Raw genomic sequence first — 25,454 nt, 5'->3', positions numbered from 1 at the left:
CGCAAGCAGTTGCGCAGCATCGGCCGCGCGACGGCTCGCATCAACCTGTGACACAGATCGGTAAGGTCCGGCAAGGCCGTTGCGTCCACAGACGCTCGCCCTGCTCATCGGCTCGGGATCAAGGAAATCCAGGTCGACCGCATGCGCAGGGTCGGACGAGCGTCCGAGCAGGACACGAGCCCGCCGACCGCCGCCGAGTTGTGTGGGCACTGCTTCCGGCACCGGGTTTCCGTCTCCCCTGACGGAGCCGTGTCCGGTTGCATCCTCAGCCGCTTCATGGTCGCCGGGAACGTTCGCGAGCAGCGTCTCGCCGAGATCCTGTGCAGCGACCGATGGGGCGAGATGATGGCCGCCGTGCCCGAGCCGCGCGGCGGCGCCTGCACCCCGGCCGACTCGAACGACTGCGACCCCGCTCGTACGCCAGCTTGCCTCCCGAAGCACTTCGCGCCCGCCCCCGCTCCCTCTCTTGGAGTTCACGCGTGAACTGGTCAACTCGCGCAGCCGCTCTTGCCGACGCCGCAACGCACCGGCACTCCCGATGGGCGCCCGCCCTCGCCGCCACGCCACGGCATCTGTTCATCCCGCGCTGGTGGGAGCGCGGTTCCGACGGTTGGGAGCTGCGCAACGGCCCATCCGATCCGGATCGCTGGCTTGACGCGGCGTACCGCGACGCGTCGCTAGTAACCCGTGTCGGCCCGTTACACGCCGACGACGCCACGCCGGCCGACCGGCCGCACGGTCGGCCGACGTCCTCGGCCACCCTGCCGAGCCTGGTCGTGGGCATGTTCCAGCACGCCCGCATCGATGACGACGACCGACTGCTCGACGTGGGCACAGGGAGCGGGTACGGGGCGGCCCTCGCCGCTCGCCGACTGGGCGACGAGCGGGTGACGAGCGTCGATGTCGACCGCTACCTGACCGAGGCCGCCCGCAAGCGGCTGAGCGAGGCCGGGGTCGCCCCCGGGCTCGACACCGTCGACGCAACCGGGGATCTGCCGTACGACCCTGCGAGCTTCGACCGGATCGTCGCCACCGTGTCCGTACGTACGATTCCCGCAAGCTGGCTCAGGGTGCTTCGCCCCGGTGGTCGGCTGGTGACCACGATCGCGGGGACCTCTCTCCTCGTCACGGCCGAGAAGGACGACGACGGAGGCGCGACCGGGCGCGTCGAATGGGGCCGGGCAGGGTTCATGCAGGCGCGCCACGGTGAGGACTACCCGCCCGGGGCGGCCGTTCGCCTCGCGAAGGCCGCAGAGCTGGAGGGGGACGACGTCAGTCGCGGTCCGTATCCCGTCGTCGACGTAGCGAACGCGTGGGACCTCGCGTCCATGCTCGACGTCGAGACGCCCGGCATCGAGCACGAGTACCGGGAGGACGGCGAGCGGCGCATCGCACTCATGGCGCATGCCGACGGATCGTGGGCCCGGGCGACGGCGACCGGGAACGAGCGGCCCACCGTGCACCAGGGCGGGCCCCGCCGACTGTGGGACGCCCTCGACAACGTTCGCGACTACTGGCTGAGCAACGGCGAGCTGCCCGTACGCGGAGCCCGGGTGGACATCACGCCCGACGGCCGCACCTTCCTCGGCCGCGGGAAGTGGTCTGCCGAGCTGACCTGAGCACGACCGGGCAACGTCCCCGCCGGGATCTCCCCGGCGGGGACATCCGCGTATGACTCGTCCCGGCGCCGACCGCGGCTTACGGCTCCTCGGGGCCCTCCGCGGCGCGGCGGGCGCGGAGCTCCTTGATGGCGCGGCGGCGGGCCAGGCGGTGGGTGCGGCGGATCTCGGCCTCCTGGTAGCGCCGCTTGTCGCGCTCGGTCTCCGGGATGACCGGGGGTACGGGGCGGGGCTTGCCGTCGGCGTCGACCGCGGCGAAGACCAGATAGGCGCTGCCGACCTGGGTGGCGGGGGTGGATTCGTTCCAGCGCTCGGCCAGGACCCGCACCCCGACCTCCATGGAGGACCGTCCGGTCCAGTTGACCTGGGCCTTCACATGGACGAGATCGCCGACGCGTACCGGCTCCAGGAAGGCCATCTCGTCCATCGAGGCGGTGACCGCGGGGCCCTCGGAGTGCCGTCCGGCGACCGCTCCGGCGGCGTCGTCCACGAGCTTCATGATCACGCCGCCGTGGACCGTGCCGAGGAGGTTGGTGTCAATGCCGGTCATGATGTGCGACAGCGTGGTGCGGGAGGCGGACGTGGGCTTGCCGGGAAGATCCGTATCCAAGCCCTGGGCCTGTTTGGTCATGCCGTCCACCATATGCGGACCAGCTTCTTATCAGCTCTGCAACAGCCATGCCCCGATCCGGCACCCGCCCTGTATGACAGCGGGTCCGACCAGGCACACTGCCATGCATGAGCGAATGGCCCCAGGGTTGGACCGGTGACCGCAACGACCGGTACGGACGCGGCAGCGGCAGCCCCCAGCCGGAGGGGGCCCGCTCCATGCCGCAGGTACGGCGGGCGGCACCGGGCGGCGGGCAGCAGCCCGCCGAGCCGCCGCTGCCGCCGGAGCTCTCGCCGCGGGGGAACGTGCCGCGGCCCTCGCCCGGCTATGACGACTACGGCGGCCATGGCGGCGACGGGTACAACACCGGCCAGGTCTACGGCGGCGGCCGTGGCCCCGGCGGTCCCGGCGGCGGTGGTGGTGGGCGTCGCGGCCGTGGGGGCCGGGCGGGAGGACCCGTGAACTGGAAGCGCCGGATAACCGTCGGCCTGGTCACCCTGGTCGTGCTGCTGCTCGCGGTCGGTATCGGTACGTACTTCTGGGCCGACGGCAAGCTCAAGCGCGAGGTCGACCTCAGCAAGGTCGAGGACCGGCCGACCGGCGGCAAGGGCACCAACTACCTGATCGTCGGTTCCGACAGCCGCGAGGGCATGTCCGCGGAGGACAAGAAGAAGCTGCACACCGGCTCCGCCGAGGGCCGCCGGACCGACTCCATGATCCTGCTCCACGTCGGTGAGAACGGGAACACCATGGTCAGCCTCCCGCGTGACTCCTGGGTCACCATTCCGGCCTTCACCGGCTCGTCGTCCGGCAACCGGATCCCCGCGAGCCAGAACAAGCTGAACGCGTCGTACTCCTCGGAGGGCCCGCAGTTGCTCGCGCGGACCATCGAGTACAACACCGGCCTGAAGATCGACCACTACGCGGAGATCGGCTTCGACGGCTTCGCCAAGATCGTCGACGGGGTCGGCGGGGTCGAGATCGACATCCCGCAGGACATGAAGGACAAGAAGTCCGGCAACGACCTCAAGAAGGGCAAGCAGACCCTCGATGGTCAGCAGGCGCTCGGCTTCGTCCGGCAGCGCTACGGCCTCGCGGGCGGCGACCTGGACCGCACCAAGAACCAGCAGAAGTTCCTGTCCGCGCTGGCCAACAAGGCGGCCTCGCCGGGCACGGTCATGAACCCCTTCAAGCTCTACCCGATGATGGGCGCCGGTCTCGACAGCCTGATCGTCGACAAGGACATGAGCCTGTGGGACCTGAAGGACATGTTCTTCGCGATGAAGAGCGTCTCCGGCGGTGACGGCAAGCAGATGAACATGCCCGTCTCCAACCCGGGCCTGTCCACGCCCAAGGGCAGCGCGATCCAGTGGGACATGCCCAAGGTCAAGCAGCTGGTGAACGAGCTGAAGAACGACGAGAAGGTCACGGTCTCCAGCAACTGACCGAGGCCGACGCAGAGACGCAAAGACGCAAAGACGACCGCCGCCGGGCCGAGCGCCCGGCGGCGGTCCTCTGTTAGGTTCGTCCCGCGCTACGCATTGAAACGGTTCAACCACCCCCGGAAGGAACCGCACCACGATGACGTACCACCGTTCCCGCAGACGCCTGATCACCCTCGCCGCCGCGACGGCCGCCGCGACCGCCGCGGCCCCGGCGGCCCTCGCCACGGGCCGCCATCGGGGCTGGACCCGGATCGCCCACGACGACTTCCGCCACGGCACCCGCCAGTGGACCGCCGAGCTGGAGAGCGGCGGGACGGTGCGGGCCCGGCACGGGGTACTCGACGTCGACGTACCGGGCGGCGCCACGGTCTGGTTCACCCGCGAGCTGACCGGCCCGTACGTGATCGAGTACACGGCCACCCCGGTCGCGGCGGGCGGACCCAACGACCATGTGACCGACCTCAACGCCTTCTGGAACGCCCGCGACGTCCGCTCCCCCGGCGACCTCTTCGCCACGGCGCGCAGCGGCACCTTCGCCGACTACGACGTGCTGAAGACCTACTACGTCGGCTACGGCGCCAACCTCAACACCACCACCCGCATGCGCCGCTACGTCGGCGAGGCGGGCAACCGCCCGCTGCTCTTCGACCTCACCGAACCGCTGCTCACCCCGAACGCCCCGTACCGGGTGCGGCTGGTGTCCGCCGGGCGGACCGTCCAGTACCGGAGCAACGGCGAGCTGCTCTGCGACTACCGGGACCCGGAGCCGTACACCAGCGGCTGGTTCGGCTTCCGCACCGTGGCAAGCCACTTCCGGCTTGCGGACTTCTCGGTCTGGCGGCCGCGCCACTGACCAGCGGACACGACGGAGGGCGGGAGCGCGCCGCGTACGACGCTCCCGCCCCCGTCACGAGCCCTACGGCAGGTTGCGCGCCATCACGACCCGCTGAACTTGGTTCGTTCCTTCATAAATCTGGGTAATTTTGGCGTCGCGCATCATGCGCTCGACCGGGTAGTCACGGGTGTAGCCGTAGCCGCCGAGGAGCTGGACGGCGTCCGTGGTGACCTCCATCGCCACGTCCGAGGCGAAGCACTTGGCGGCGGCGCCCTGGTAGGTGAGGTCGGCGTCGACGCGCTCGGAGGCGGCGGCGGCCTGGTAGGTCAGGGCGCGGGCGGCCGAGATCTTCATGGCCATGTCGGCGAGCATGAACTGGATGCCCTGGAAGTCGGCGATCGGCTTGCCGAACTGCTTGCGCTCCTGGACATAGCCCTTGGCGTAGTCCAGGGCGCCCTGGGCGATGCCGAGGGCCTGGGCTGCGATGGTGATGCGGGTGTGGTCGAGGGTCTTCATGGCGGTGGCGAAGCCGGTGCCCTCGGCGCCGATCATGCGGTCGGCGGGGATGCGGACGTTGTCGAGGTAGACCTCGCGCGTCGGCGAGCCCTTGATGCCGAGCTTCTTCTCGGGGGCGCCGAAGGACACGCCCTCGTCGTCCTTCTCCACGACGAAGGCGGAGATGCCCTTGGAGCGCTTCTCGGGGTCCGTGACGGCCATCACGGTGTAGTAGTCGGAGACCCCGGCGTTGGTGATCCAGCGCTTGACACCGTTCAGGACGTAGAAGTCGCCGTCGCGCACCGCCTTGGTCTTCATACCGGCGGCGTCGGAGCCCGCGTCGGGCTCGGAGAGACAGTAGGAGAACATCGCGTCGCCCTTGGCGAGCGGGCCCAGGTACTTCTTCTTCAGCTCCTCGGAGCCGGACAGGATGACCGGCAGCGAGCCCAGCTTGTTGACCGCGGGGATCAGGGAGGAGGAGGCGCACACCCGGGCGACCTCCTCGATGACGATCACGGTCGCGAGCGCGTCGGCACCGGCGCCGCCGTACGACTCGGGCACGTGCACCGCGTGCAGGTCACTGGCCACCAGGGAGTCCAGCGCCTCCTGAGGGAAGCGGGCCTCCTCGTCCACCTCGGCCGCGAAGGGGGCTATTTTCGCCTCGGCGAGCGAGCGGACCGAGTCGCGGAGCATGTCGTGCTCCTCGGACGGTCGGTACAGGTCGAAGTCTGCGTTTCCCGAGGACGCCAAGGTCTTCTCACTCCCCTGTGGTGCTGCCTACTGTGCTAACTACCGTTAAGTAACTGAATTCTAGGGCCGCGGCCTCTCCCCGTATACGTGCCCTGTACGTGAGCTTCCCGACAAGATGCCGCTGAGCCCTGTCGTGGGCGCCGACTATGCTCAGGCAGCGCATCTGAGACCGACGCTTCTGGAGCACCACATGGCCCTCAAGATCACCGTGATCGGCACCGGCTACCTGGGCGCGACGCACGCCGCGGCCATGGCCGAGCTGGGCTTCGAGGTGCTGGGCCTGGACATCGTGCCCGAGAAGATCGCGATGCTCTCGGAGGGCCGGGTGCCCATGTACGAACCAGGCCTGGAAGATCTGCTGAAGCGGCATGTGGCGGGCGTCGAGGGCGCGACCGGGCGGCTGCGCTTCACCAGCTCCTACGAGGAGGCCGGGCAGTTCGGCGACGTCCACTTCATCTGCGTGAACACCCCGCAGAAGCACGGCGAGTACGCGTGTGACATGCGTTACGTCGACAACGCCGTGGAATCGCTCGCCCCGCATCTGCACCGCCCGGCGCTGGTCGTCGGCAAGTCCACCGTCCCGGTCGGCAGCGCGGACCGGCTCGCGGCGCGGCTCGCCGAGCTGGCCCCCGCCGGCGCGGACGCCGAGCTGGCGTGGAACCCGGAGTTCCTGCGCGAGGGCTTCGCCGTCGAGGACACGCTGCACCCGGACCGGATCGTGGTCGGGGTCACCAGCGACCGGTCCGAGAAGGTGCTGCGGGACGTGTACGCGACGCCGATCGCGGAGGGGTCGCCCTTCGTGGTGACCGACTTCCCGACCGCCGAGCTGGTGAAGAGCTCGGCGAACTCCTTCCTGGCCACGAAGATCTCGTTCATCAACGCCATGGCCGAGGTCTGCGAGGCGGCGGGCGGCGACGTGGTCAAGCTCGCCGAGGCCATCGGCTACGACGAGCGGATCGGCAAGAAGTTCCTGCGGGCCGGGATCGGCTTCGGCGGCGGCTGTCTGCCCAAGGACCTCCGCGCCTTCATGGCCCGCGCCGGTGAACTCGGCGCGGACCAGGCCCTGACCTTCCTCCGCGAGATCGACTCGATCAACATGCGGCGCCGCGGGCACATGGTCGAGCTGGCCCGCGAGGCGGTCGGCGGGAGCTTCCTCGGCAAGCGGGTGGCGGTGCTGGGCGCCACGTTCAAGCCGGACTCCGACGACGTACGGGACTCCCCCGCGCTCAACGTGGCCGGGCAGATACAGCTCCAAGGCGCCCAGGTGACCGTGTTCGACCCCAAGGGCATGGACAACGCCCGCGCCCTCTTCCCGACCCTCGCCTACGCCCCGAGCGCCCTGGAGGCGGCCCGGGGCGCCCACGCGGTGCTGCACCTGACCGAGTGGCGCGAGTTCCGCGAGCTGGACCCGGTGGGCCTGGGCGAGATGGTCGCGGAGCGCCGCATCCTGGACGGCCGTAACGCCCTCGACCCCGACTACTGGCGCGACGCGGGCTGGACCTACCGCGCCCTGGGCCGCCCCATGGCGTGAGCCCCGCCCGGTTTGTCGGGCCCCGGGGCGGTAACCCGGGCCGGGACCCGAGGAGGAGCCATGGCCATCGCCACGCTGAGCGTCATCGCCGTCGACTGCCCCGACCCCACCGCACTCGCCCGCTTCTACCAGCAGGTCCTGGGCGGTGAGATCGAGAACGAGGGCAAGCGGTGGGTCGACCTCCACGTGCCCGGCGGGGTGCGGCTGGCCTTCCAGGAGGCGCCCGGCTACGTCGCGCCGAGCTGGCCGTCGGCGAAGGAGTCGCAGCAGCTGCACCTCGATCTGGACGTGACCGACATGGCAGAGGCGCAGGAGCAGGTGCTGGCGCTGGGGGCGAAGGCGCTGGACCTCGACGACGACGGCGGAAAGCGGGACTTCCGCGTCTTCGCCGACCCGGCGGGGCACCCCTTCTGCCTGATCCGCCCCTGAGCGTGCCGCCGCCCCCGCCGGGTGATACCCGGCGGGGGCGGCGTACGTACGCAGGCCGGTTCAGCGGCGGGGGCGGCGGCCCTTCTCCTGCTCCGGCGGGGTCTGGTCGGCACCCGGGAGCGTGGGCTTGGGGAGGTTCTCGACGTCCTCCTTGGCCTTCTCCAGCTGCTCGGCGGTGTCATCCGGCAGCTCCGGCGGCTTCGGCGCGGCGTCGCCGAAGCCGAAGGCCGAGGTGAGGTCGCCGAACGTACGGCGGCGCCACTCGCTGATGTTGGGCTCCTCGACCCCCGTCAGCCGCTCCAGGAACTGGAGCACCGAGGTGTGGTCGAACGCCTCGCCGGCGGCCCAGCCGCCCACCGTCCACGGCGAGACGATGAGGCAGGGCACCCGGAAGCCGCCGCCGATGGGCAGGCCGCCCACGAACTCGTCCACGGTCCCGGCCTTCGGGGTGGGCGGCGGCACGTGGTCGAACAGGCCGTCGTTCTCGTCGTAGTTGAGGATGAAGACGGTCTTGCGCCACACGTCCGGGTTGGACGCGATGGCCTCGATCTTGGAGGCCACGTAGTCGGCACCGGCCGCCGGAAGGTAGTCCGGGTGCTCGGAGACCTCGGCGGTCGGGATGATCCAGGAGACGGTCGGCAGCCGGTCGTTGCGGGCGTCCTCCTCGAACGTCCCGGCGGGGCTGTGCACCATGCCGCGGTCGTACAGCGGGTCGCCCGGCCTGGCGTCCTGGAACTGCTGGAACTCCTCCAGGAGGTTGCAGCCGTAGTTGTCCTCCTCCTGGTAGACCTTCCAGCTGATGCCCGCCTTCTGGAGGCGCTCGGCGTACGTCGTCCAGCGGTACGGCGTGGGCGCCTTGTTCTCCAGGACCGGGCCGCCCTTGACCCCGGCGGGGTCGATGGTGCCCGTCATCCAGTACAGCCGGTTGGGCCAGGTGGGGCCGAAGACCGAGCAGTAGTAGTTGTCGCAGATGGTGAACGCCTCGGCCAGGGCGAACTGGAACGGGATGTCCTCACGGGTGTGGTAGCCCATGACGTACGGCCCGTTCTCGCCGTCGGCCTTGCGGTGGGCCGGGAGCCATTTGTCCATGGCGCCGTTGTTCCACGCCTCGTGCTGCACCGACCAGGCGTGGCTGGTGGAGGGGATGGCCTGGGCGCTCGTGGAGTGGGTGTCCAGGTGGAACGGGAGGAGGTAGCCGTCCGGGTTCTCCTCATCCGGCTGGTGGAAGACCGACTTGCCGGTGGAGAGGGTCAGGGCGTCCGGGTCGGCGAACCCGCGCACTCCCTTGAGGGTGCCGAAGTAGTGGTCGAACGAACGATTTTCCTGCATCAGGAGGACGACGTGCTCGATGTCGTCGAGCGAGCCGCCCTGCGGCGGGCCGGCGGCTATCGCCTGCTGCACGCTCGGCGGCAGGAGCGTCATGGCCGCGCCCGCGCCCAGCGAACCGGCGGCGACACCAAGGAGTCTACGGCGGGTGAAGTCGGGCATAACACCTCTTTCCCGTTTCTGTGCGTGAGAGATCGTCAGACCGCTGATGACTCTCTCGCTCCGCCGACGACGGGGAAGAGGCGAATTACGTGAACGATGCATCAACACATCGCAAAGCCACCAAGCCCCGGTAAAGGGGGCGTTGGTGGCTCCTGCGGAGGCGGGCGGTGGCCGCGGGTGGGTCAGGCGTCGGGGGCGCCGTCCAGCTGGTCGATGGTCGCAATGGACGGCCCCCGGACCGTGCGGAGCCCGCGCGCCGCGGACTCGGCGTCACGCAGCACCCGGACGGCGTTCTGCCAGGTCAGCTTGGCGAGTTCGGCCTCGGACCAGCGGCGGTCGAGGAGCTCCGCGATGAGGTTCGGGTAACCCGCGACGTCGTCCAGGCCGGACGGGGTGAACGCGGTGCCGTCGAAGTCGCCGCCGATGCCGATGTGGTCCACGCCCGCCACCTCGCGCATGTGGTCGAGGTGATCGGCGACGGTGGTCGCCGTTGCCATCGGCCGCGGATGGGCCTCCTCGAAGGCGCGCTGCACCTTCTTCGCGGCCTCCGTCAGCTCCAGCGGATGCAGCCCGTGCGCGCGCATGTTGTCGTCCGCCGCCTTCGTCCACTCGACCGCCTCCGGCAGCACGAACTTCGGTACGAACGTGGCCATCGCCACCCCACCGTTCTCCTTGAGCGCGGCCAGGACGTCGTCCGGGATGTTGCGCGGATGGTCGCAGACCGCGCGGGCGGAGGAGTGCGAGAACACGACCGGCGCCTCGGTCACCCGGAGCGCGTCGCGCATCGTGTCCGCCGACACGTGGGAGAGGTCGACCAGCATCCCGAGGCGGTTCATCTCGCGTACGACCTCCTCGCCGAAGCGGGTCAGGCCGTGCGCCCGCGGCTCGTCCGTCGCCGAGTCCGCCCAGGGGATGTTGTCGTTGTGGGTGAGCGTCATGTAGCGCACCCCGAGGTCGTACAGGGCGCGGAGGGTCGCCAGGGAACAGTTGATGCTGTGGCCGCCCTCGGCGCCCATCAGCGACGCGATCCGGCCCTCGGCGCGGGCCGCCTCCATGTCGTCGGCGGTGAGCGACAGCCGGAGGTCGTCCGGGTAGCGCTCGGTCAAACGGCGTACGACGTCGATCTGTTCGAGGGTGGCGCTGACGGCCGTGTCCCCGCTGAAGTCCGAGCGTACGAACACCGACCAGAACTGGGCGCCGACGCCGCCCTCGCGGAGGCGGGGGATGTCGGTGTGGGTGCGCTGCCGTTGGTCGGTGGCGATGTCGAGTTGGTCGAGGTCGTAGCGGACCTGCTCGCGCAGGGCCCAGGGGAGGTCGTTGTGGCCGTCCACGACGGGGTGGGCGGACAGCAGTTCACGGGCGTGCGCGAGGTGATCGGTCATCCGGGCATTTTCATACGGGCGGCAGCCGAAGTCACGGGGCCGCGACGCCTGCGGCGGGCCTGTTCCCCACCCCGCCCCTTCCCGAAACCGGGGCTCCGCCCCGGACCCCGCCGCGGGGGCTCCGCCCCCCCTGCACCCCCGCCGGGGCGGAGCCTCCCACACGGCGGATGTCGGTACTGCGGGGTGGGGGAATGAAGACCCGGTGCGGTCAGCCGTGGGCGAAGCCGAAGGACGGGGGGCCGTCCACCTTGGCTCGGAGGCGCTTGCCCTTTTCCGTGGCCTGTTCGTTCAGCTCGTCCTGGAACTCCCGCATCCGCCCCTGGAGCTCCGCGTCGTGGGCGGCGAGGATACGGGCGGCGAGGAGGCCCGCGTTGCGGGCGCCGCCGATGGAGACCGTGGCGACGGGGACGCCCGCCGGCATCTGGACGATCGACAGGAGCGAGTCCATGCCGTCCAGGTACTTCAGGGGCACCGGCACGCCGATCACCGGCAGCGGGGTGACCGAGGCGAGCATGCCCGGGAGGTGGGCGGCGCCGCCGGCGCCCGCGATGATGGCCTTGAGGCCGCGGGGGGCGGCGTTCTCGCCGTACGCGACCATCTCGCGCGGCATCCGGTGCGCCGAGACGACGTCCACCTCGTACGGGATCTCGAACTCGTCGAGGGCCTTGGCGGCTTCTTCCATGACCGGCCAGTCGGAGTCGGAACCCATGACGATGCCGATCGCGGGCACAGGAGCGCTCATTCGGTGATGGTCCCTCGGAGGTAGTCGGCGGCGTGACGGCCGCGCTCGCGGACGTCGGCCAGGTCGTCGCCGTAGGTGTTGACGTGGCCGACCTTGCGGCCGGGCTTCACGCCCTTGCCGTACATGTGGATCTTCAGCCCGGGGTCGCGGGCCATGCAGTGCAGGTACGCCGCGTACATGTCCGGGTAGTCGCCGCCGAGGACGTTGGTCATCACGGTCCACTTCGCCCGGGTGTTCGGCGCGCCGAGCGGAAGGTCGAGGACCGCGCGCACATGGTTGGCGAACTGGGAGGTGACGGCGCCGTCCTGGGTCCAGTGGCCGGAGTTGTGGGGGCGCATCGCCAGCTCGTTGACGAGGATGCGGCCGTCCTTGGTCTCGAACAGTTCGACGGCGAGGTGGCCGACCACGCCCAGCTCCGCCGCGATCTTCAGCGCCAGCTCCTGGGCCTGGGCGGAGAGCGCCTCGGAGAGACCGGGGGCGGGGGCGATGACGGTGTCACAGACGCCGTTCACCTGTATCGACTCGACGACCGGGTAGGCGACGGCCTGGCCGTGCGGGGAGCGCACGACGTTGGCGGCCAGCTCGCGCGCGAAGTCGACCAGCTCCTCGGCGAGGACGGGGACCCCGGCCCGGAACGGGTCGGCGGCGTCCTCCGCGCTGTGGACGACCCACACGCCCTTGCCGTCGTAGCCGCCGCGCACGGTCTTGAGGACGACGGGGAAGCCGTCGCCCTCTTCCGCGAAGCGCGCCACGTCCTCCGGGTCGGCGACGATGCGGTGGCGGGGGCACGGCACCCCGGCCTCGCGCAGCCGCTCCCGCATCACGCCCTTGTCCTGCGCGTGCAGGAGGGCCTCGATGCCGGGGCGGATGACGACGCCGTCCGCCTCGAGCGCACGCAGATGCTCGGCCGGGACGTGCTCGTGGTCGAACGTGACCACATCACAGCCTTGTGCGAACGCACGAAGCGTCTCCAAGTCGCGGTAGTCGCCGATGACGACATCGCTGACGACTTGGGCCGCCGAGTCCTGAGGGGTGTCACTGAGCAGCTTGAACCTGATGCCGAGGGGGATGCCCGCCTCGTGGGTCATGCGGGCGAGCTGGCCGCCGCCGACCATGCCGACTACCGGAAATGTCACCCTCCAAGGGTAACTTCTCGCCACCACCGCCCCTGACCTGGACTTGGATGATCCTCCAGATAGGCAGACCGGACTTGTGTTCGCGGCCTCCGGGCGAGTGTCCCCGCCGCTGGTTAGCATGGGGAGATGTTGTCGATGCTGACGAAACGGGGCTGAACGATCACCATGAGTGAACGACGCATGCTCGGCGGGCTGAGCACCCAGGTGGGGCGGCTCGCCCGGGAGATCGCGAAGTTCGGGGTGGTCGGCGGTGCCGGCGTCTTCGTCAATCTCGCCGTCTTCAATCTGGTCCGCAGCCTCACCGAGCTGCCGGTGGTGCGGGCCAGCATCGTGGCGACGGTCGTCGCGACCTGCTTCAACTACCTGGGCTACCGGTACTTCACCTACCGGGACCGGGACAAGCAGGGGCGCACCAAGGAGCTCAGCCTGTTCCTGCTGTTCAGCGCGATCGGCCTGATCATCGAGAACGGGGTGCTCTACACGGCGACGTACGGCTTCGGCTGGGACAGCTCGCTCGCGAGCAACGTCTTCAAGTTCCTCGGCATCGGCATCGGCACCCTCTTCCGCTTCTGGTCCTACCGGACCTGGGTGTTCCGGGCGATGCCCGCGCGGGAGGCGGTGGTGAGCGCCGAGGCGATACTCGCCGAGGAGCCGCCCGCCCGGGCCGCCCGCCGCGCCGACAAGCAGCCCATCCGCAAGTAGCCGCTCAGCCGGGGCGGATGTCGTCCGCCACGCGGCTCAGGAACAGCGCGAACACCGGCGGATGCGGCTGGAGCAGCTCCAGCCGCCCCCCGTCCGCCTCCGCCAGATCGCGGGCGACGGCGAGGCCGAGCCCGGTGGAGTTCCGTCCGCTGACGGTCCGCTCGAAGACCCGCGCGCCGAGGTCGGGCGGTACGCCCGGGCCCTCGTCGGTGACCTCGACGACCGCCTGGTTGCCGGTGACCCGGGTGCGCAGGGCGACCGTACCGTCGCCGTGCATCAGCGAGTTCTCGATGAGCGTCGCGAGCACCTGGGCGACGGCGCCCGGGGTGCCGACCGCCCGCAGCCCCTTCTTGCCGGAGCGCACGATGGCGCGCCCCTCGCTGCGGGAGGCCGGGCGCCACTCCTCGATCTGCTGCTTGACGACCTCGTCCAGGTCGAAGGCGACGGCGGAGCCGCTGCGCGGGTCGCGCGAGTTCGTCAGCAGCCGCTGGACGACGTCGGTGAGCCGCTCGACCTGGCCCAGCGCGATCGACGCCTCCTCCTTGACGGTCTCCGGGTCGTCGGTGAGCGTGATCTCCTCCAGCCGCATGGACAGCGCGGTCAGCGGCGTCCGCAGCTGGTGCGAGGCGTCGGCCGCGAGCCGCCGCTCGGCGGTGAGCATCCGGGCGATACGTTCGGCGCTCGCGTCCAGGACGTCGGCGACCCGGTCCAGTTCGGGCACCCCGTAGCGGCGGTGGCGCGGCCGCGGGTCGCCGGAGCCCAGCCGTTCGGCGGTCTCGGCGAGGTCGGTGAGCGGCGCGGAGAGCCGGTGCGCCTGCCGTACGGCGAGGAAGACCGCGGCGAGGACCGCGAGCAGCGCCACCGCCAGGATGATCAGCATGGTGCGGCCGATCTCCCGGCTCACCGTCGTACGGGACGCCTCGACCCGTACCGTCTCGCCCTGTTCGCCGTGCTCCTCGGAGGAGACGACGCTGCCTTCGGGGCGCTTGCCGATCTCGACGTCCGGGTGGCTCGGGATGGTGATCAGGGCGTAGCGCCCGGGTTCGATCTGCTCGCGCAGCACCTTGTGGGTGACGCCCTCGCCGCCGAGCAGCCTGCTGTCCACGATGCTGACCAGCCGCACCGCGTCCGAGCTGACGCTCTCCTGGGCGCTGTTCTCGATGGTCCGGGTCTCGACGATGACCAGCGAGACGCCGAAGACGGCGATGACGACGAGCACCACGGCGAGCGTGGAGTTGATCAAGCGACGGCGCATGGTCCTACCGTGTCAGCCCCCGTCAGCTTTTCTCGAACCTGAAGCCGACACCCCGGACGGTGGCGATATAGCGGGGGTTGGCGGCGTCGTCCCCGAGCTTCTTGCGGAGCCAGGAGATGTGCATGTCGAGCGTCTTGGTGGACGACCACCAGGTGGTGTCCCACACCTCGCGCATCAGCTGGTCGCGGGTGACGACGCGCCCGGCGTCGCGCACCAGGACCCGCAGCAGGTCGAACTCCTTCGCGGTCAGCTGGAGCTCCTCCTCGCCCATCCACGCGCGGTGCGACTCGACGTCGATGCGGACCCCGTGGGTGGCGGGCGCCTGGGCCTGGGTCTCGACGGCGCCGCGGCGCAGCAGGGCCCGGACGCGGGCGAGCAGCTCGGCGAGGCGGAAGGGCTTGGTGACGTAGTCGTCGGCCCCGGCGTCCAGGCCGACCACGGTGTCCACCTCGTCGGCGCGGGCGGTGAGCACCAGCACCGGGAAGCCGTGGCCCTCGGTGCGCAGCCGGCGACAGACCTCCAGTCCGTCCATCCCGGGCAGCCCGAGGTCGAGGACGAGCAGATCGACGCCTCCTTGCAGACCGGCGTCGAGCGCGGTGGGTCCGTCCTCCCGCACCTCCACCTCGTACCCCTCACGGCGCAGGGCGCGGGCGAGGGGTTCCGAGATCGATGCGTCATCCTCGGCGAGCAAAACTCGGGTCATGAGGTGATGGTAGTCCGCCGGGGTTCACGCACGGGGCGCGCAGGTGGGGATGCAGGGAGCACGACGGGCCGCACGCCCCTCCGTGATCTATGTCTCACCCAAGAGTGTCAAGTGCGTGTCGTATGGTGAAACAACGTCTGTAGCACTCCTCCGGGACCTTTGGTGGTTCGACGCGCCGAAGGTCTCTCTCATGCCCAGTCCGGACATCGGGAGTCAGCGGAACGGACGGAGCCGGGCCGCCCGGCGCTCAGCCACCCCCACGGGCGCTTCTACGCGTGTCGACGCGCGGCGGTGCACCCCTGAGCCTTTGTAAGGAACCCCCACATGGCGTCCAGCATGTCGAAGGGCGCGACCGCGCAGGATTCCCCTGCCAGCGGTGGCAAGACCTTCTTCGGCCACCCGCGCGGCCTCGCCACGCTCTTCATGATCGAAATGTGGGAGCGCTTCAGCTTCTACGGCATGAGAGCGCTCCTCGTCGTCTATCTGATCTCCGGCGGCCCGGACGCCAAGGACGGCGGTCAGGGCGGCGGCCTCGGCATGACCGAGGGCAACGCGGTGGCCATCTACTCGGTCTACCTGGCCATGGTCTATCTGCTGGCCATGCCGGGCGGCTGGTTCGGCGACCGGGTCTGGGGACCGCGGAAGACGGTCGTGATCGCGTCCGGGATCGTGATGGCCGGGCACCTGGCGCTGTCCGTCCCCGGCGAGCCGACCTTCTTCGTCGGCCTCGCCCTGGTCGCGCTCGGCTCCGGTCTGATCAAGGCCAACATCTCCACGATGGTCGGTCAGCTCTACGACGGACCGCAGGACCCGCGCCGCGACGGCGGCTTCACCATCTTCTACATCGGCATCAACCTCGGCGCGTTCGCCGCCCCGCTGGTGATCGGCACCGTCGGCCAGTCGTACAACTGGCACCTGGGCTTCGCGCTCGCGGCGCTCGGCATGGCGCTGGGTCTGGTCCAGTTCCTGATCGGCACCCGCCACCTCAGCCCCGAGAGCAGCACCGTGCCGACGCCGCTGGTGGCCGAGGAGCGCCGGTCCTGGGTGCGCAAGGGCCTGATCTGGACGGCCATCACCGCCGTCTTCTACACCGGCGTGGTGCTCAGCGGTCAGTGGACGCTCAACTGGGCGCTGGTCCCGATCACCCTGCTCGGCCTGATCATCCCCATCGGGGTGCTGGTCCGGATCAAGCGGGACCCCGAGCTGACCGCGGTCGAGCAGACCAAGGTCAGCGGCTACATCTGGTTCTTCGCGGCCGCCGCAGTGTTCTGGATGATCTTCGACCAGGGCGGCTCGACGATGTCCGCCTTCGCCGAGACCAAGACCGCCGACACGATCTTCGGGCTGGAGTTCCCGTCCTCGTGGTTCCAGTCGGTGAACCCGCTGCTGATCATGGCGCTGGCCCCGGTCTTCGCCTGGCTGTGGCTGTGGCTCGCCCGGCGCGACCGGGAGCCGAACACCACGCTGAAGTTCGCCTTCGGCCTGGTCATGATCGGCATGTCGTTCTTCGTCTTCGTGCTGCCGATGCAGGCGGCCTCGGACGGGACGAAGGTCAGCCCCCTGTGGCTGGTGTCGATCTACCTGATCCAGACCATCGGCGAGCTGTGCGTCTCGCCGGTCGGCCTGTCGGTGACCACCAAGATGGCGCCCGCCAAGTACGCGAGCCAGCTGATGGGCGTGTGGTTCCTCGCCGTCACCGCCGGCGACTGCGTCACGGGGCTGCTGTCCATCGCCGGGGTCGACCTGAGCGGTCCGGGCGTCATCGCGCTGGAGGCGACCGCGGCGGCGCTCGCGGGCATCGCGGTGTTCATGTACCGCAAGAAGGTCGTGGCGCTCATGGCCGACGTGCACTGACGCGTACCGAAAAGGGCCCGGCCCCGGAACCGATGCTGTCGGTTCCGGGGCCGGGCCCTTTGGCCTGCCGTTACGCCTCTTACGCCCCTTACCGCCCAGCAGCCGTTGACCGTGACGCCTCTTACGCCCAGCAGCCGTTGACCGTGGCGGCCAGGCCGTCCATGGCGTCCGTGATCTCGGAGTTCTCGGCGGTGGAGTTGTTCTCCACGAAGGAGAACACCTTCCAGCGCCCGTCCCTGCCCTGGGTCACCCCGCTGAGCGCGATCGCGCCGGTGAGGGTGCCGGTCTTCGCCCGCACCTTGTTCACGGCGCACTTCGAGTTCGGATCGTCGAAGCGCGCGTACTCCGGTCCGAGGGTGCTGCCCGCCTCACCGGCGACCGGGAGGCCCTCCAGGATCGGCCCGAGGGTGTACTGGTTGCGCGGCTCGGTGGCGTTGTCCAGGATCGCCGCGATGGTGGCGGCCGGGATGCGGGTGGCACGGGAGAGCCCGCTGCCGTCGTGCAGCACCACGTTGTCGAGCGCGATGCCGTACCGCTCGCCCAGCACCTGCCGGACGGCCGCCGTACCACCTTCGAACGTGGCGGGCTGTCCCGCCTCGATGGCGGTCAGCCGCAGCAGCGTCTCGGCCGTGTCGTTGTTGCTGGTCTTGAGCATCGTACGGACCAGCTCGCGCACCGTGGGAGACAGTTTCTGCGCCACCGGCACATCGCCGACGCCCGCCGTCCCGCGCGTGACGTCGCCGTCGACGGTGACGCCCCGGTCGGCGAGCTTGGCCGCGAAGACCTTCCCGGCGTCCAGGGCGGTGTCCGCGGAGAGCTTCCCGTCGACCGACAGGGCGCGGACGGGGGCGACCTGGTCGTCGTAGTAGTCGGCCCGCCAGCCCTCGGCCAGGGCGGGTTCCGGGAAGAGGCTGTCGTCGATGCGGACCTTCACGTTCGTCACGCCCGCGGCTTTGAGCCCGTCGACGGCCGTCCGCGCCATCTCGCCGAGTTCGTCGCTGCTCAGGGTCCGGTCGCCGCCGCCGACGAGGATGAGGGTGCCGTTGCTGTAGACGACCTTGGTGGCGACCCGGTGCTCGGGGCCGAGCCGATCGAGGGCGGCGGTGGCGGTGGCGAGCTTGGCGTTGGAGGCGGGCATCAGGGCGGTCGAGGCGTTGTGGCCCCACATCACCTCGTCCGACGCGGAGTCCAGCACCACACCGCTGACGCTGCTGCCGTCGTTGGTCAGGCTCGGGTTGTTGATGCGCTCGCCAAGCTTCGCGGCCATCGCACGGTCGGCATCGCTGAGCGTTCCCGCGGCGTCCGGGGAGCCGACCGTGGCGGCCGCGGCGGTCTTGTCGGCGGCGAACGACGGCCCGGCGAACACGACCCCGGCCACCGGCGCGGTCGCGGCGAGCACGAGGGCGCGGCGGGCGGCCGTGCTCATCGCCTTGGGCTTGCGGTGCCGGTGCCGCCCGGGAGCATGGGGAGTGGAGGGGGATTCGGGATCGGTGCGAACGGCGTCCATATGGAGTTCCTGATGGCTCTGTGGGGGGGGCGACCGGGCGGGTCCCTGACCAGCTCCACGGTGCGGGGCGGGCCACAGGCTAGACGGCATCGGCTAACGTCCCGCTAACGCAAGCGTGCGGCACAGCGGTTCGCCCCGCCGCAGGGTGTGGGGCGGGGCGAAGCGGGCTAGCGCCGCACGCTTGCGTTAGCGGGTGCCGCGCAGCTTGCGCCACGGGGTGAGGGTGAAGATCGCGCCGCCGAGCAGGATCGCCGTACCGGCGATCAGGCCGAGCGCGGTGAGGCCGCCGCGGTCGTCCGAGCCGGTCTCGGCGAGCCCGCCGCTGGTGCCGCTGCCCGAGGTGCCGGTGGATCCGGAGGCGCCGGTGCCGCCGGAGGTGGAGGTTCCGCCGCTGGCGCCGCCGGGCTGCTGCGTGGTGTCCAGCTCCAGCGAGGCGCCGGGGTCCTTGGCGGGGGTGCAGGTGGTGGTCGTGCCGAGCGCCTTGACCGTCAGCACGCCCGGGGTGAGCGTCGACTTGCCGCTCGCGCCCGGCTTGTAGGTGCCGGTCAGATCCGGAATCTCGATCGGGGCACCGGACTTGATGGGCTCCTTGTTGGTCGGGCCCTCCACGGCGACCGTGCCCTTGTCCGCGCCACCGACCTTGACCGCCATGGACGGCTTGACCGAGTCCGCGGGGATGTCGGCCGGGCTGTCCATCACGGACTTTCCGAACTTCACGGTCAGGGCGAAGCTGCCGCCGCTCTTGGTGGCGTCGATGCGGACCGGGGAGGTCGCGGTCTTGTCGCCGATGGGCGTCTTGCAGGCGTACTCGACCTGCACCTCCTTGCCCATGAACGAGTCGTCGCCGCCGTCGCCGCCACCGGAGGTGGTGCCGCTGGTGGTTCCGGATGTGGTTCCGGATGTGGTGCCGGTCGTGGTGCCGGACGTCGTACCGGAGGTGGTGCCGGACGTGGTTCCCGAGGTGGTTCCGGACGTCGTCCCGCTGGTGGTGCCGCCCGAGGTGCTGCCCTCCGTCACCTTGATGGTGGCGGCGGCCTTCACGGTCTCCTTCGCCGCGCATTTGGTGTCGGTCTCCAGCGGCTTGCTGACGTTGATGTTGTACGCACCGGGGGTCAGCGTGACCTCACCGGCCTTCGTCAGCTTCAGCTTGGCCGTCATGTTGGACAGCTTCATCGGGCTGTCCTTGGGGATCGCCGGGTTCTCCCGCGGTCCCTCCATGGCCAGTTCACCGGTCTGCGCGCCGCCGACCGTGAGCGTGCCGGTGGGCTTGACGGTGTTCTCCTCCAGGTCGAGGATCGGCGGGTTCTTGGAGGCGGCCTGGACCGTCTTCCACACCACCTCGACCTCGTCGCCGACCTTGGCCGTCGCCGGGGCCTGCACGTCCACGGTCGTGGTGCCCTGCACGGGGGGCAGTCCGGAGATGGGCGGCGGCAGGCATTCGGTCTCGTACGAGACCTCGGCGCCGTATGCGGTGCTCGCGCCGAGCAGCACGCCCGCACCGCCGAGCAGCAGTGCGACGGCTGCCGCACTCACTCTTCGTTGCGTCCTCACGTCGTTCCCTTCGGGTTCGGTCGGTTCTCCTCGGACGGTGCGGAAAGGTGGTGCGTCGGTGCCCCCGGCAGGGTGTCCGGGGTGAACCAGGGCAGCGCGGTGCCGCCCCGCACGGTAGTGACGGGGGCGGTCGGGGGTGTGCGCGGCCGTACCTTGTCCACGACGGCCATGCCGATACGGAAGACCGTCGCCGGGACGACGACGCACAGCAGGATCCAGAAGAGGGTGACGCCCCAGGGCCGCCCCACGCCCCACGGCTGTTCGACGAGCACCTTGCGCCCGTACTTGAGCGACACCTGATAGTCGCCGTGCGCGCCCGCCGACAGCTCGACGGGCAGCTTGACCTGCGCCTTCTTCCCCGGCGCAAGGGTGCCCCGCCACTGCTGCTCCTCCCAGTCGGGGGCGAAGACGCCGTGCGAGGTGCCCACTTGGAAGACCGGATCGCGGGCGGCGGTCGAGCCGAGATTGCCGACCGTCACGACGAGCCGTCGCTGCGGCGGCGCGCCGAACCAGGTCAGCAGCCCGCTGGAGCCGTCGAGCCGCGCGGAGAGCACGCTGAGCCGCTCACCGCCGGTGCGCTGCTCGGGCAGGGGCGCGACGGGATGCCCGGCGACCTTGAACGCCACGTCCGCGGCGGCGGCTTCGCCGGTGACCGTCGCGACATGGACGACGCACGGGCACGGCTTGGGCGGTTCGGTGACCGGCAGCTTCCGGTGGAACGTTCCGTCCGCTCCGGTGGTGACCGCCCTGCCCTCGGCGTTGGCGCAGGAGTTGGTGCCGCCGATCATGTTCTGACCGCAGATGAGCAGGGTGAGCAGGGCGCGCGGCCGCCAGCCGCTGCCGCTCACGGTGATCGTGCCGCCCGTGCCCGCCTGCGCCCGGGACACCGTCACGGCCGGACCGTCGTCGGCCGCGACGGCGGGCCCCGGGGGCGGTACGACGAGGGCGAGCGCGGTGAGCAGGGCGGCCAGCAGCCCGGCGTACCGACGGTGGTGCGTACCGGCGTTCACGGGCTCGCTCCTGACTCCGTGCGGCTCATCCGGCTCCGTTTGCGTCTGCGGAACAGCCACGTGCCGCCACCGCCCGCCACGCCCAGCGCCGCGGCCGCCGCGGCGGCGGGCAGCCACCCGGGGGCTGCGGTGTACGTGGCGGAGGCCGCCGCGTGCGCCCCGCCGCCCGCGGTGACGGTGAGCCTCACGTCCACCGCGTCGAGGGCGGGGGCGTCCCGCCAGCGCTCGGTGAGCCGCACCCGCTTGCCCGGCGGCACCTGGACGGGGAGGGTGCGGGCGTCCCGGCGCAGCACCGCGCCGAAGAGGCCGTCGGCGCGTACGGCGAGCCGTGGCGTCAGCGCGGTGTTGCCGCGGTTGACGACGGCGTAGCGGATGGCCGCCCCGCCGCCGCCCCCGGTCCGTACGACCCGTACGTCCTCGACGGAGAGCGCGGACAGCGTGGCCCCGCTGATCCGCAGGTGCATCCGTACGCCGGTCCGGTGGCCGCCGCCGGTGACGACGAGCGCACCGGAGCGGTCGCCGGGCGCCGCGTCGGGCGCCACGGTGACGGTGAAGGGGACATCGGCGCGGGTACGGGCCGGAACCTTCACCGTGCGGTCGGCGAACGCGATCCATGCCCCTTGGGCCCCCTCGCTCCGGAGCCGGAGGGTGCGGGGGCGCTGGTCCTTGTTGGTGACCGAGAGCTTGTCCTGGAGCACGGTGCCGGGCCGCCCCTCCAGGTAGAAGTACGGCCGGTCGGCGGCGTCCGGTGCGCTGCCCGCGCCGGGTGCGGGCGCCGCCGACCAGCCGGGCCCGGCGGCAGCGGCGGGCGCCGGGGACCCGCCCAGCAGCACCGTCGCAGCGGCTACCGCGGCGAGTGAGCCGAAGGGGCGCGCCGGTGTCGAAAGGGAGAGCGCGCGGAGGCCCTGAGGAACGAAGGGCCGAGCACGGTCGACCGTCGACACCGGCTGAGGCGCCCCGGAGGCGAACCGAGCCTTAAAAAGGGCGGCGGCCGCGCGTAACGCGGCGCCGGTACGGGACGGCATGGCCGCCTCGCTAGCGCGTGGTCCGCCGGCGGCGGGTCAGCCAGAGCGCCCCGGCCGCCCCGGAGAGGAGCACTGTGCCGCCGAGGGTGCCGAGCGCGATGGCGGAGTCGGTGGGTCCGGTCTGCGGCAGCTGGCCACCGCCGGTGCTGCCCGTACCGCCCGTGCTGCCCGTCCCACCGGTACTGCCGGTGCCGCCAGTGCTCCCCGTACCGCCCGTGCTTCCCGTACCGCCGTTGCCGCTCGTCCCCCCGGTGGAATCGGAGCCGCCGGATCCACCCGCGGCCGTGACGTCCAGGGTCAGCGAGGGCTTGGGGCTGTTGCCCGGCGTACAGGTCGTGGTCGTACCCAGCGCCTTGATGGTCAGCGTCGAGGCGGTGAAGGTGACCTTGCCGCTCTTCTTGGGGGTGTACGTGCCCGTCAGCGTGCTGATCTTGATGGGCGTATTGGCGGGAATGGCCTTGTCGTTGGCGGGGCCCGACACCGACACCGTGCCGGTCTCCGCGCCGCCCAGCTTGATGAGCGCGCTCGGATGCATGGCCCCCTTGCCCAGTTCCACGGGGCTGGAGGAGACGCCCTTCTCGAAGGACATGGTCAGCTTGTAGGCGCTGCCGCTCGGAACGCCCTTGATGTCGATGGGCGATACGGCGCTTTTGTCGCCGATCGGCGTCTTGCACTGGTAGTTGACGTCCACCGTGGCCGCGTGGGCGGCCGGAGCGGTGAGCAGTACCGCAGAACCGGCCACGGCCGCGGCCAACGTGAGGGCACCACCGCGGCCGGCCGCACGGCGTTGTGGTTGGGACACCTGAGATCCCCTCTCGTCAAGCGCCGCAGCCGAATGTAACTGACGGCACATCAGATCGGGCGCCGACAGTACGCCGGGGACCTTGTCGAGGGAAGACAAAGAGCACGCCGAATCGGCGTGACAGGGATGAACGGGGCGCGGCACCACGGCCGGGAGGAGCCCGGCATGATCAGCGAGGCACCCCTAAGAGGGCTTAAGCACCCGGATGGAGTGGGGCCGGGGCCGTGCTCTTCAGGCGGGCGCGGCCAGCTCGGCCCAGACGGTCTTGCCGGATCCCTCCGCGTTCCGCACGACCCCCCAGTCGAGGCACAGCCGCTGCACGATGAACATGCCGTGGCCACCCGGCCGACCGGCGCGGTGCGGGGTGCGCGGGGCGGGCGTACCGGTGCCGAGGTCCACCACTTCGAGACGGAGCACCTTCGCGTTGCAGCTGACCCGCAGTTCCTCGGGGCCGTCGGCGTGCAGGCAGGCGTTGGTGACCAGCTCGGAGACGACGAGCAGCACATCCTCCGCGGCGGCCCGCTGGTCGGCGGTCGCGGCCGGAAGCCAGCCCCAGTCACGCAGCGCCTCGCGCGTGAAGTCCCGGGCGCGCGGCACGGCGCCGCTGGCCCCGATCAGATGGAGCCTGCGGAGCTGACGGATCCGCCCGGGGGGTGGAGTGGCCGGTGGGGCAGCCGAAGCGGCAGGGCCGTCCGGATCCGGGCCGCGGTCGCCCGGCGGGTACGGCCGGGTGGTGCTCATCAGCGCTTCACCTCACCGATTCACCGATTCAGGGACAAGGGATACCTGATCTCTTCAACAGTTTCAGCCTGTCTCCTGCCCGGCCAAAGCGTGAGAACACCCACTTCTCCGGTACGGCTCGTGTGACGCGGACAACGCCTCGATGACACACAGCCGACACACCGGAAACAGGAGTGGCGGAGATCACTCGACCAGCGCTGCGTCAAGCGATTCGTGGACCGTAAAGACGGCCTCCGCGCCCGTGATCTCGAACACGCGGGCAACGACCGGCTGCATCCCGGCAAGGTGGACCGCCCCGCCTTCGGCCTCGGCCTTCAGGCGGGCGCCGAGCAGCACGTTGAGCCCGGTGGAGTCACAGAACTCCAGATGCGAGCAGTCCACGACCAGCCGCACGCGACCCCCCTCCACGCACTGCTCCAGCGGCTCTCGCAGCACCTCGGCGGTGTGGTGGTCCAACTCCCCCGTCGGTGTCACGACCGCGCTCGCCCCGTGGTGCCGAACCTCGACCTGGAGTCGGCCCTTGCTGGCGCTGCCGACCATCCCGCGGTCCATGTGCGCACCTCTTCTGGCGTCTCGTTGCTTTCGATTGCGCGCAATGAACCTTACGCCTTTGACCGGTCCTCCGGTAGCCGAACATTTCGCATAGTTCGGCAAATATGGACAACGTGGACTTGCCACGCACCAGCGAATACGGGTAGGCGTAGTAGGGACACACCCGAACACGGCCCGGCTTTGGAGGCGCCGCTCACCGGAGCAGCACGTCATGGCATCGGCAGCCATATGCCGAGAACGACGGAGGAGACTATGTCACCCCAGCTCGACGACTCGCGTACCGACCCGTCTTGGAGTACCAGGGCCACCGTCTCGTCGACTCACGTACCCGAACAGTTCGTCCCTGATGCGGATGCCCAGGCGCTCGCCGGATATTCCTTCGACGAACTGACCGAATTGTCCGATCTGCCGGAGATCCCGTCGTTTGAGACGGTGAGTCCGGTCGACGCGAGGGCCCTCTCGAAGACGCTCTTCGAGCGCATCGAAGTACTCGAAGAAGGCACCCACGAGTACGCCTACGTCCGGAACACCCTGGTCGAGCTGAACCTGGCACTGGTCAAGTTCGCCGCCGCCCGCTTCCGCTCGCGCAGCGAGCCGATGGAGGACATCGTCCAGGTCGGCACCATCGGCCTCATCAAGGCCATCGACCGGTTCGAGCCGGGCCGGGGCGTCGAGTTCCCCACCTTCGCGATGCCGACCATCGTCGGCGAGATCAAGCGCTTCTTCCGGGACACGAGTTGGTCCGTGCGCGTGCCCAGGCGGCTCCAGGAGCTGCGGCTGGACCTGGCCAAGGCCGGTGACGAACTGGCCCAGCGGCTCGACCGCGCGCCGACCGTGCACGAGCTGGCCGAGCGCCTGGACATCACCACCGCCGAGGTCGTCGAGGGCATGGCCGCGAGCAACGCGTACACCGCCAGCTCGCTGGACGCCCAGCCGGAGGAGGACGACTCCGAGGGCGCCCTGGCGGACCGCATAGGTTACGAGGACCACGGGCTCGAAGGCATCGAGTACGTCGAGTCCCTGAAGCCGCTCATCGCCGATCTGCCCGCCCGGGACAAGCAGATCCTCTCCCTGCGCTTCGTCGCCAACATGACGCAGTCGGAGATCGGCGAGGAACTGGGCATCTCTCAGATGCACGTCTCCAGGCTGCTGTCGCGCACCCTCCGTCGGCTCCGCAAGGGACTGATGGTCGAGGAGTAACGCTTCCGCAGACGGGTAAGGGCCCGCCCCCGCTTGCCGGGACGGGTCCTTATTCGTGCCCTCGTGCGTGCCTTCTCCGGTTTTCTTCGC

The 25,454-nt window shown here is 70.5% G+C and carries 24 protein-coding genes; 9 read left to right on the top strand and 15 right to left on the bottom strand.

What is annotated here, in order from left to right:
• Nucleotides 1-141: 141 nt before the first annotated feature.
• Entirely contained in the window at nt 142-483 is a 342-nt protein-coding gene (locus LCH29_RS16175) for an SPASM domain-containing protein (RefSeq protein ID WP_446462433.1), read from the top strand.
• Nucleotides 480-1,619 (top strand): methyltransferase domain-containing protein, encoded by a 1,140-nt coding sequence (locus LCH29_RS16170; protein ID WP_446462432.1) that lies wholly within the window; start codon nt 480-482, stop codon nt 1,617-1,619. Before LCH29_RS16175 ends, LCH29_RS16170 begins: the two co-directional genes overlap by 4 nt.
• 79 nt (nt 1,620-1,698) lie before the next feature.
• On the opposite strand, the gene LCH29_RS16165 is transcribed toward LCH29_RS16170, so the two are convergent.
• A complete protein-coding gene (locus LCH29_RS16165) occupies nt 1,699-2,250 on the bottom strand; it encodes an acyl-CoA thioesterase (protein WP_446462431.1) in 552 nt (183 codons plus the stop codon).
• A gap of 107 nt (nt 2,251-2,357) precedes the next feature.
• Here LCH29_RS16165 and LCH29_RS16160 point away from each other — a divergent pair, with 107 nt between their 5' ends.
• Nucleotides 2,358-3,674, top strand: a complete 1,317-nt coding sequence (locus LCH29_RS16160; RefSeq protein WP_446462430.1) for an LCP family protein — start codon at nt 2,358-2,360, stop codon at nt 3,672-3,674.
• 136 nt (nt 3,675-3,810) lie between these two features.
• Nucleotides 3,811-4,527 (top strand): DUF6250 domain-containing protein, encoded by a 717-nt coding sequence (locus LCH29_RS16155; RefSeq protein WP_446462429.1) that lies wholly within the window; start codon nt 3,811-3,813, stop codon nt 4,525-4,527.
• A gap of 63 nt (nt 4,528-4,590) precedes the next feature.
• Here the strand turns inward: LCH29_RS16155 and LCH29_RS16150 are convergent, their stop codons facing one another.
• Nucleotides 4,591-5,754, bottom strand: coding sequence for an acyl-CoA dehydrogenase (locus tag LCH29_RS16150; RefSeq protein ID WP_446462428.1), 1,164 nt, complete (start codon nt 5,752-5,754; stop codon nt 4,591-4,593).
• Between the two features lie 190 nt (nt 5,755-5,944).
• Here LCH29_RS16150 and LCH29_RS16145 point away from each other — a divergent pair, with 190 nt between their 5' ends.
• The gene (locus tag LCH29_RS16145) at nt 5,945-7,285 is read left to right on the top strand and encodes a UDP-glucose dehydrogenase family protein (RefSeq protein ID WP_446462427.1); all 1,341 of its coding nucleotides are present in this window, start codon (nt 5,945-5,947) and stop codon (nt 7,283-7,285) included.
• 60 nt (nt 7,286-7,345) lie between these two features.
• Nucleotides 7,346-7,714: a VOC family protein gene (locus LCH29_RS16140; protein ID WP_446462426.1), complete on the top strand. Its 369-nt coding sequence runs from the start codon at nt 7,346-7,348 to the stop codon at nt 7,712-7,714.
• A 60-nt stretch (nt 7,715-7,774) separates the two neighbouring features.
• Here LCH29_RS16140 and LCH29_RS16135 read toward each other — a convergent pair whose 3' ends face one another.
• The 4 genes from LCH29_RS16135 to LCH29_RS16120 all read right to left on the bottom strand — a co-directional run bounded on the left by LCH29_RS16135 (nt 7,775) and on the right by LCH29_RS16120 (nt 12,462).
• The gene (locus tag LCH29_RS16135) at nt 7,775-9,202 is read right to left on the bottom strand and encodes an alkaline phosphatase family protein (protein WP_446462425.1); all 1,428 of its coding nucleotides are present in this window, start codon (nt 9,200-9,202) and stop codon (nt 7,775-7,777) included.
• A gap of 182 nt (nt 9,203-9,384) precedes the next feature.
• Nucleotides 9,385-10,584: a dipeptidase gene (locus tag LCH29_RS16130; protein WP_446462424.1), complete on the bottom strand. Its 1,200-nt coding sequence runs from the start codon at nt 10,582-10,584 to the stop codon at nt 9,385-9,387.
• A 208-nt stretch (nt 10,585-10,792) separates the two neighbouring features.
• A complete protein-coding gene (gene purE / locus LCH29_RS16125; protein WP_009717382.1) occupies nt 10,793-11,326 on the bottom strand; it encodes a 5-(carboxyamino)imidazole ribonucleotide mutase in 534 nt (177 codons plus the stop codon).
• A complete protein-coding gene (locus LCH29_RS16120; RefSeq protein WP_446462423.1) occupies nt 11,323-12,462 on the bottom strand; it encodes a 5-(carboxyamino)imidazole ribonucleotide synthase in 1,140 nt (379 codons plus the stop codon). The genes purE and LCH29_RS16120 overlap by 4 nt, the downstream gene beginning before the upstream one ends.
• A gap of 165 nt (nt 12,463-12,627) precedes the next feature.
• Here LCH29_RS16120 and LCH29_RS16115 point away from each other — a divergent pair, with 165 nt between their 5' ends.
• Nucleotides 12,628-13,164, top strand: a complete 537-nt coding sequence (locus LCH29_RS16115) for a GtrA family protein (protein ID WP_446462422.1) — start codon at nt 12,628-12,630, stop codon at nt 13,162-13,164.
• A 4-nt stretch (nt 13,165-13,168) separates the two neighbouring features.
• Here LCH29_RS16115 and LCH29_RS16110 read toward each other — a convergent pair whose 3' ends face one another.
• Both LCH29_RS16110 and LCH29_RS16105 read right to left on the bottom strand, forming a co-directional pair.
• Entirely contained in the window at nt 13,169-14,419 is a 1,251-nt protein-coding gene (locus tag LCH29_RS16110; protein WP_446462421.1) for an ATP-binding protein, read from the bottom strand.
• A 22-nt stretch (nt 14,420-14,441) separates the two neighbouring features.
• Nucleotides 14,442-15,122, bottom strand: coding sequence for a response regulator transcription factor (locus LCH29_RS16105; RefSeq protein WP_055557617.1), 681 nt, complete (start codon nt 15,120-15,122; stop codon nt 14,442-14,444).
• A 324-nt stretch (nt 15,123-15,446) separates the two neighbouring features.
• Here LCH29_RS16105 and LCH29_RS16100 point away from each other — a divergent pair, with 324 nt between their 5' ends.
• Complete coding sequence (locus LCH29_RS16100; protein WP_446462420.1) at nt 15,447-16,976, top strand: peptide MFS transporter; 1,530 nt, start codon at nt 15,447-15,449, stop codon at nt 16,974-16,976.
• Between the two features lie 121 nt (nt 16,977-17,097).
• Here the strand turns inward: LCH29_RS16100 and dacB are convergent, their stop codons facing one another.
• The 7 genes from dacB to LCH29_RS16065 form a co-directional block, all read right to left on the bottom strand.
• Nucleotides 17,098-18,483, bottom strand: coding sequence for a D-alanyl-D-alanine carboxypeptidase/D-alanyl-D-alanine endopeptidase (dacB, locus tag LCH29_RS16095; RefSeq protein ID WP_446462419.1), 1,386 nt, complete (start codon nt 18,481-18,483; stop codon nt 17,098-17,100).
• A 186-nt stretch (nt 18,484-18,669) separates the two neighbouring features.
• Entirely contained in the window at nt 18,670-20,016 is a 1,347-nt protein-coding gene (locus LCH29_RS16090; RefSeq protein ID WP_446462418.1) for a hypothetical protein, read from the bottom strand.
• A 14-nt stretch (nt 20,017-20,030) separates the two neighbouring features.
• Nucleotides 20,031-21,044 carry a neocarzinostatin apoprotein domain-containing protein gene (locus tag LCH29_RS16085; RefSeq protein ID WP_446462417.1) on the bottom strand — a complete coding sequence of 338 codons (1,014 nt, stop codon included), beginning with the start codon at nt 21,042-21,044 and terminating at the stop codon, nt 20,031-20,033.
• Nucleotides 21,041-22,069 carry a hypothetical protein gene (locus tag LCH29_RS16080; RefSeq protein WP_446462416.1) on the bottom strand — a complete coding sequence of 343 codons (1,029 nt, stop codon included), beginning with the start codon at nt 22,067-22,069 and terminating at the stop codon, nt 21,041-21,043. The genes LCH29_RS16085 and LCH29_RS16080 overlap by 4 nt, the downstream gene beginning before the upstream one ends.
• A gap of 10 nt (nt 22,070-22,079) precedes the next feature.
• Nucleotides 22,080-22,922: an LPXTG cell wall anchor domain-containing protein gene (locus LCH29_RS16075; RefSeq protein WP_446462460.1), complete on the bottom strand. Its 843-nt coding sequence runs from the start codon at nt 22,920-22,922 to the stop codon at nt 22,080-22,082.
• A gap of 180 nt (nt 22,923-23,102) precedes the next feature.
• Entirely contained in the window at nt 23,103-23,612 is a 510-nt protein-coding gene (locus LCH29_RS16070) for an ATP-binding protein (protein ID WP_009717369.1), read from the bottom strand.
• Nucleotides 23,613-23,795: 183 nt separating this feature from the next.
• Nucleotides 23,796-24,164 carry an STAS domain-containing protein gene (locus LCH29_RS16065; RefSeq protein ID WP_009717368.1) on the bottom strand — a complete coding sequence of 123 codons (369 nt, stop codon included), beginning with the start codon at nt 24,162-24,164 and terminating at the stop codon, nt 23,796-23,798.
• Nucleotides 24,165-24,416: 252 nt separating this feature from the next.
• On the opposite strand from LCH29_RS16065, the gene LCH29_RS16060 reads away from it, so the two are divergent.
• Complete coding sequence (locus LCH29_RS16060; protein ID WP_123100595.1) at nt 24,417-25,364, top strand: RNA polymerase sigma factor SigF; 948 nt, start codon at nt 24,417-24,419, stop codon at nt 25,362-25,364.
• Nucleotides 25,365-25,454 lie beyond the last annotated feature (90 nt).

It is taken from the genome of Streptomyces sp. BRA346 (genome assembly GCF_052851135.1).
Note: the sequence above shows the minus strand (reverse complement) of the source record. Positions and strands in the feature narration are given on the sequence as shown.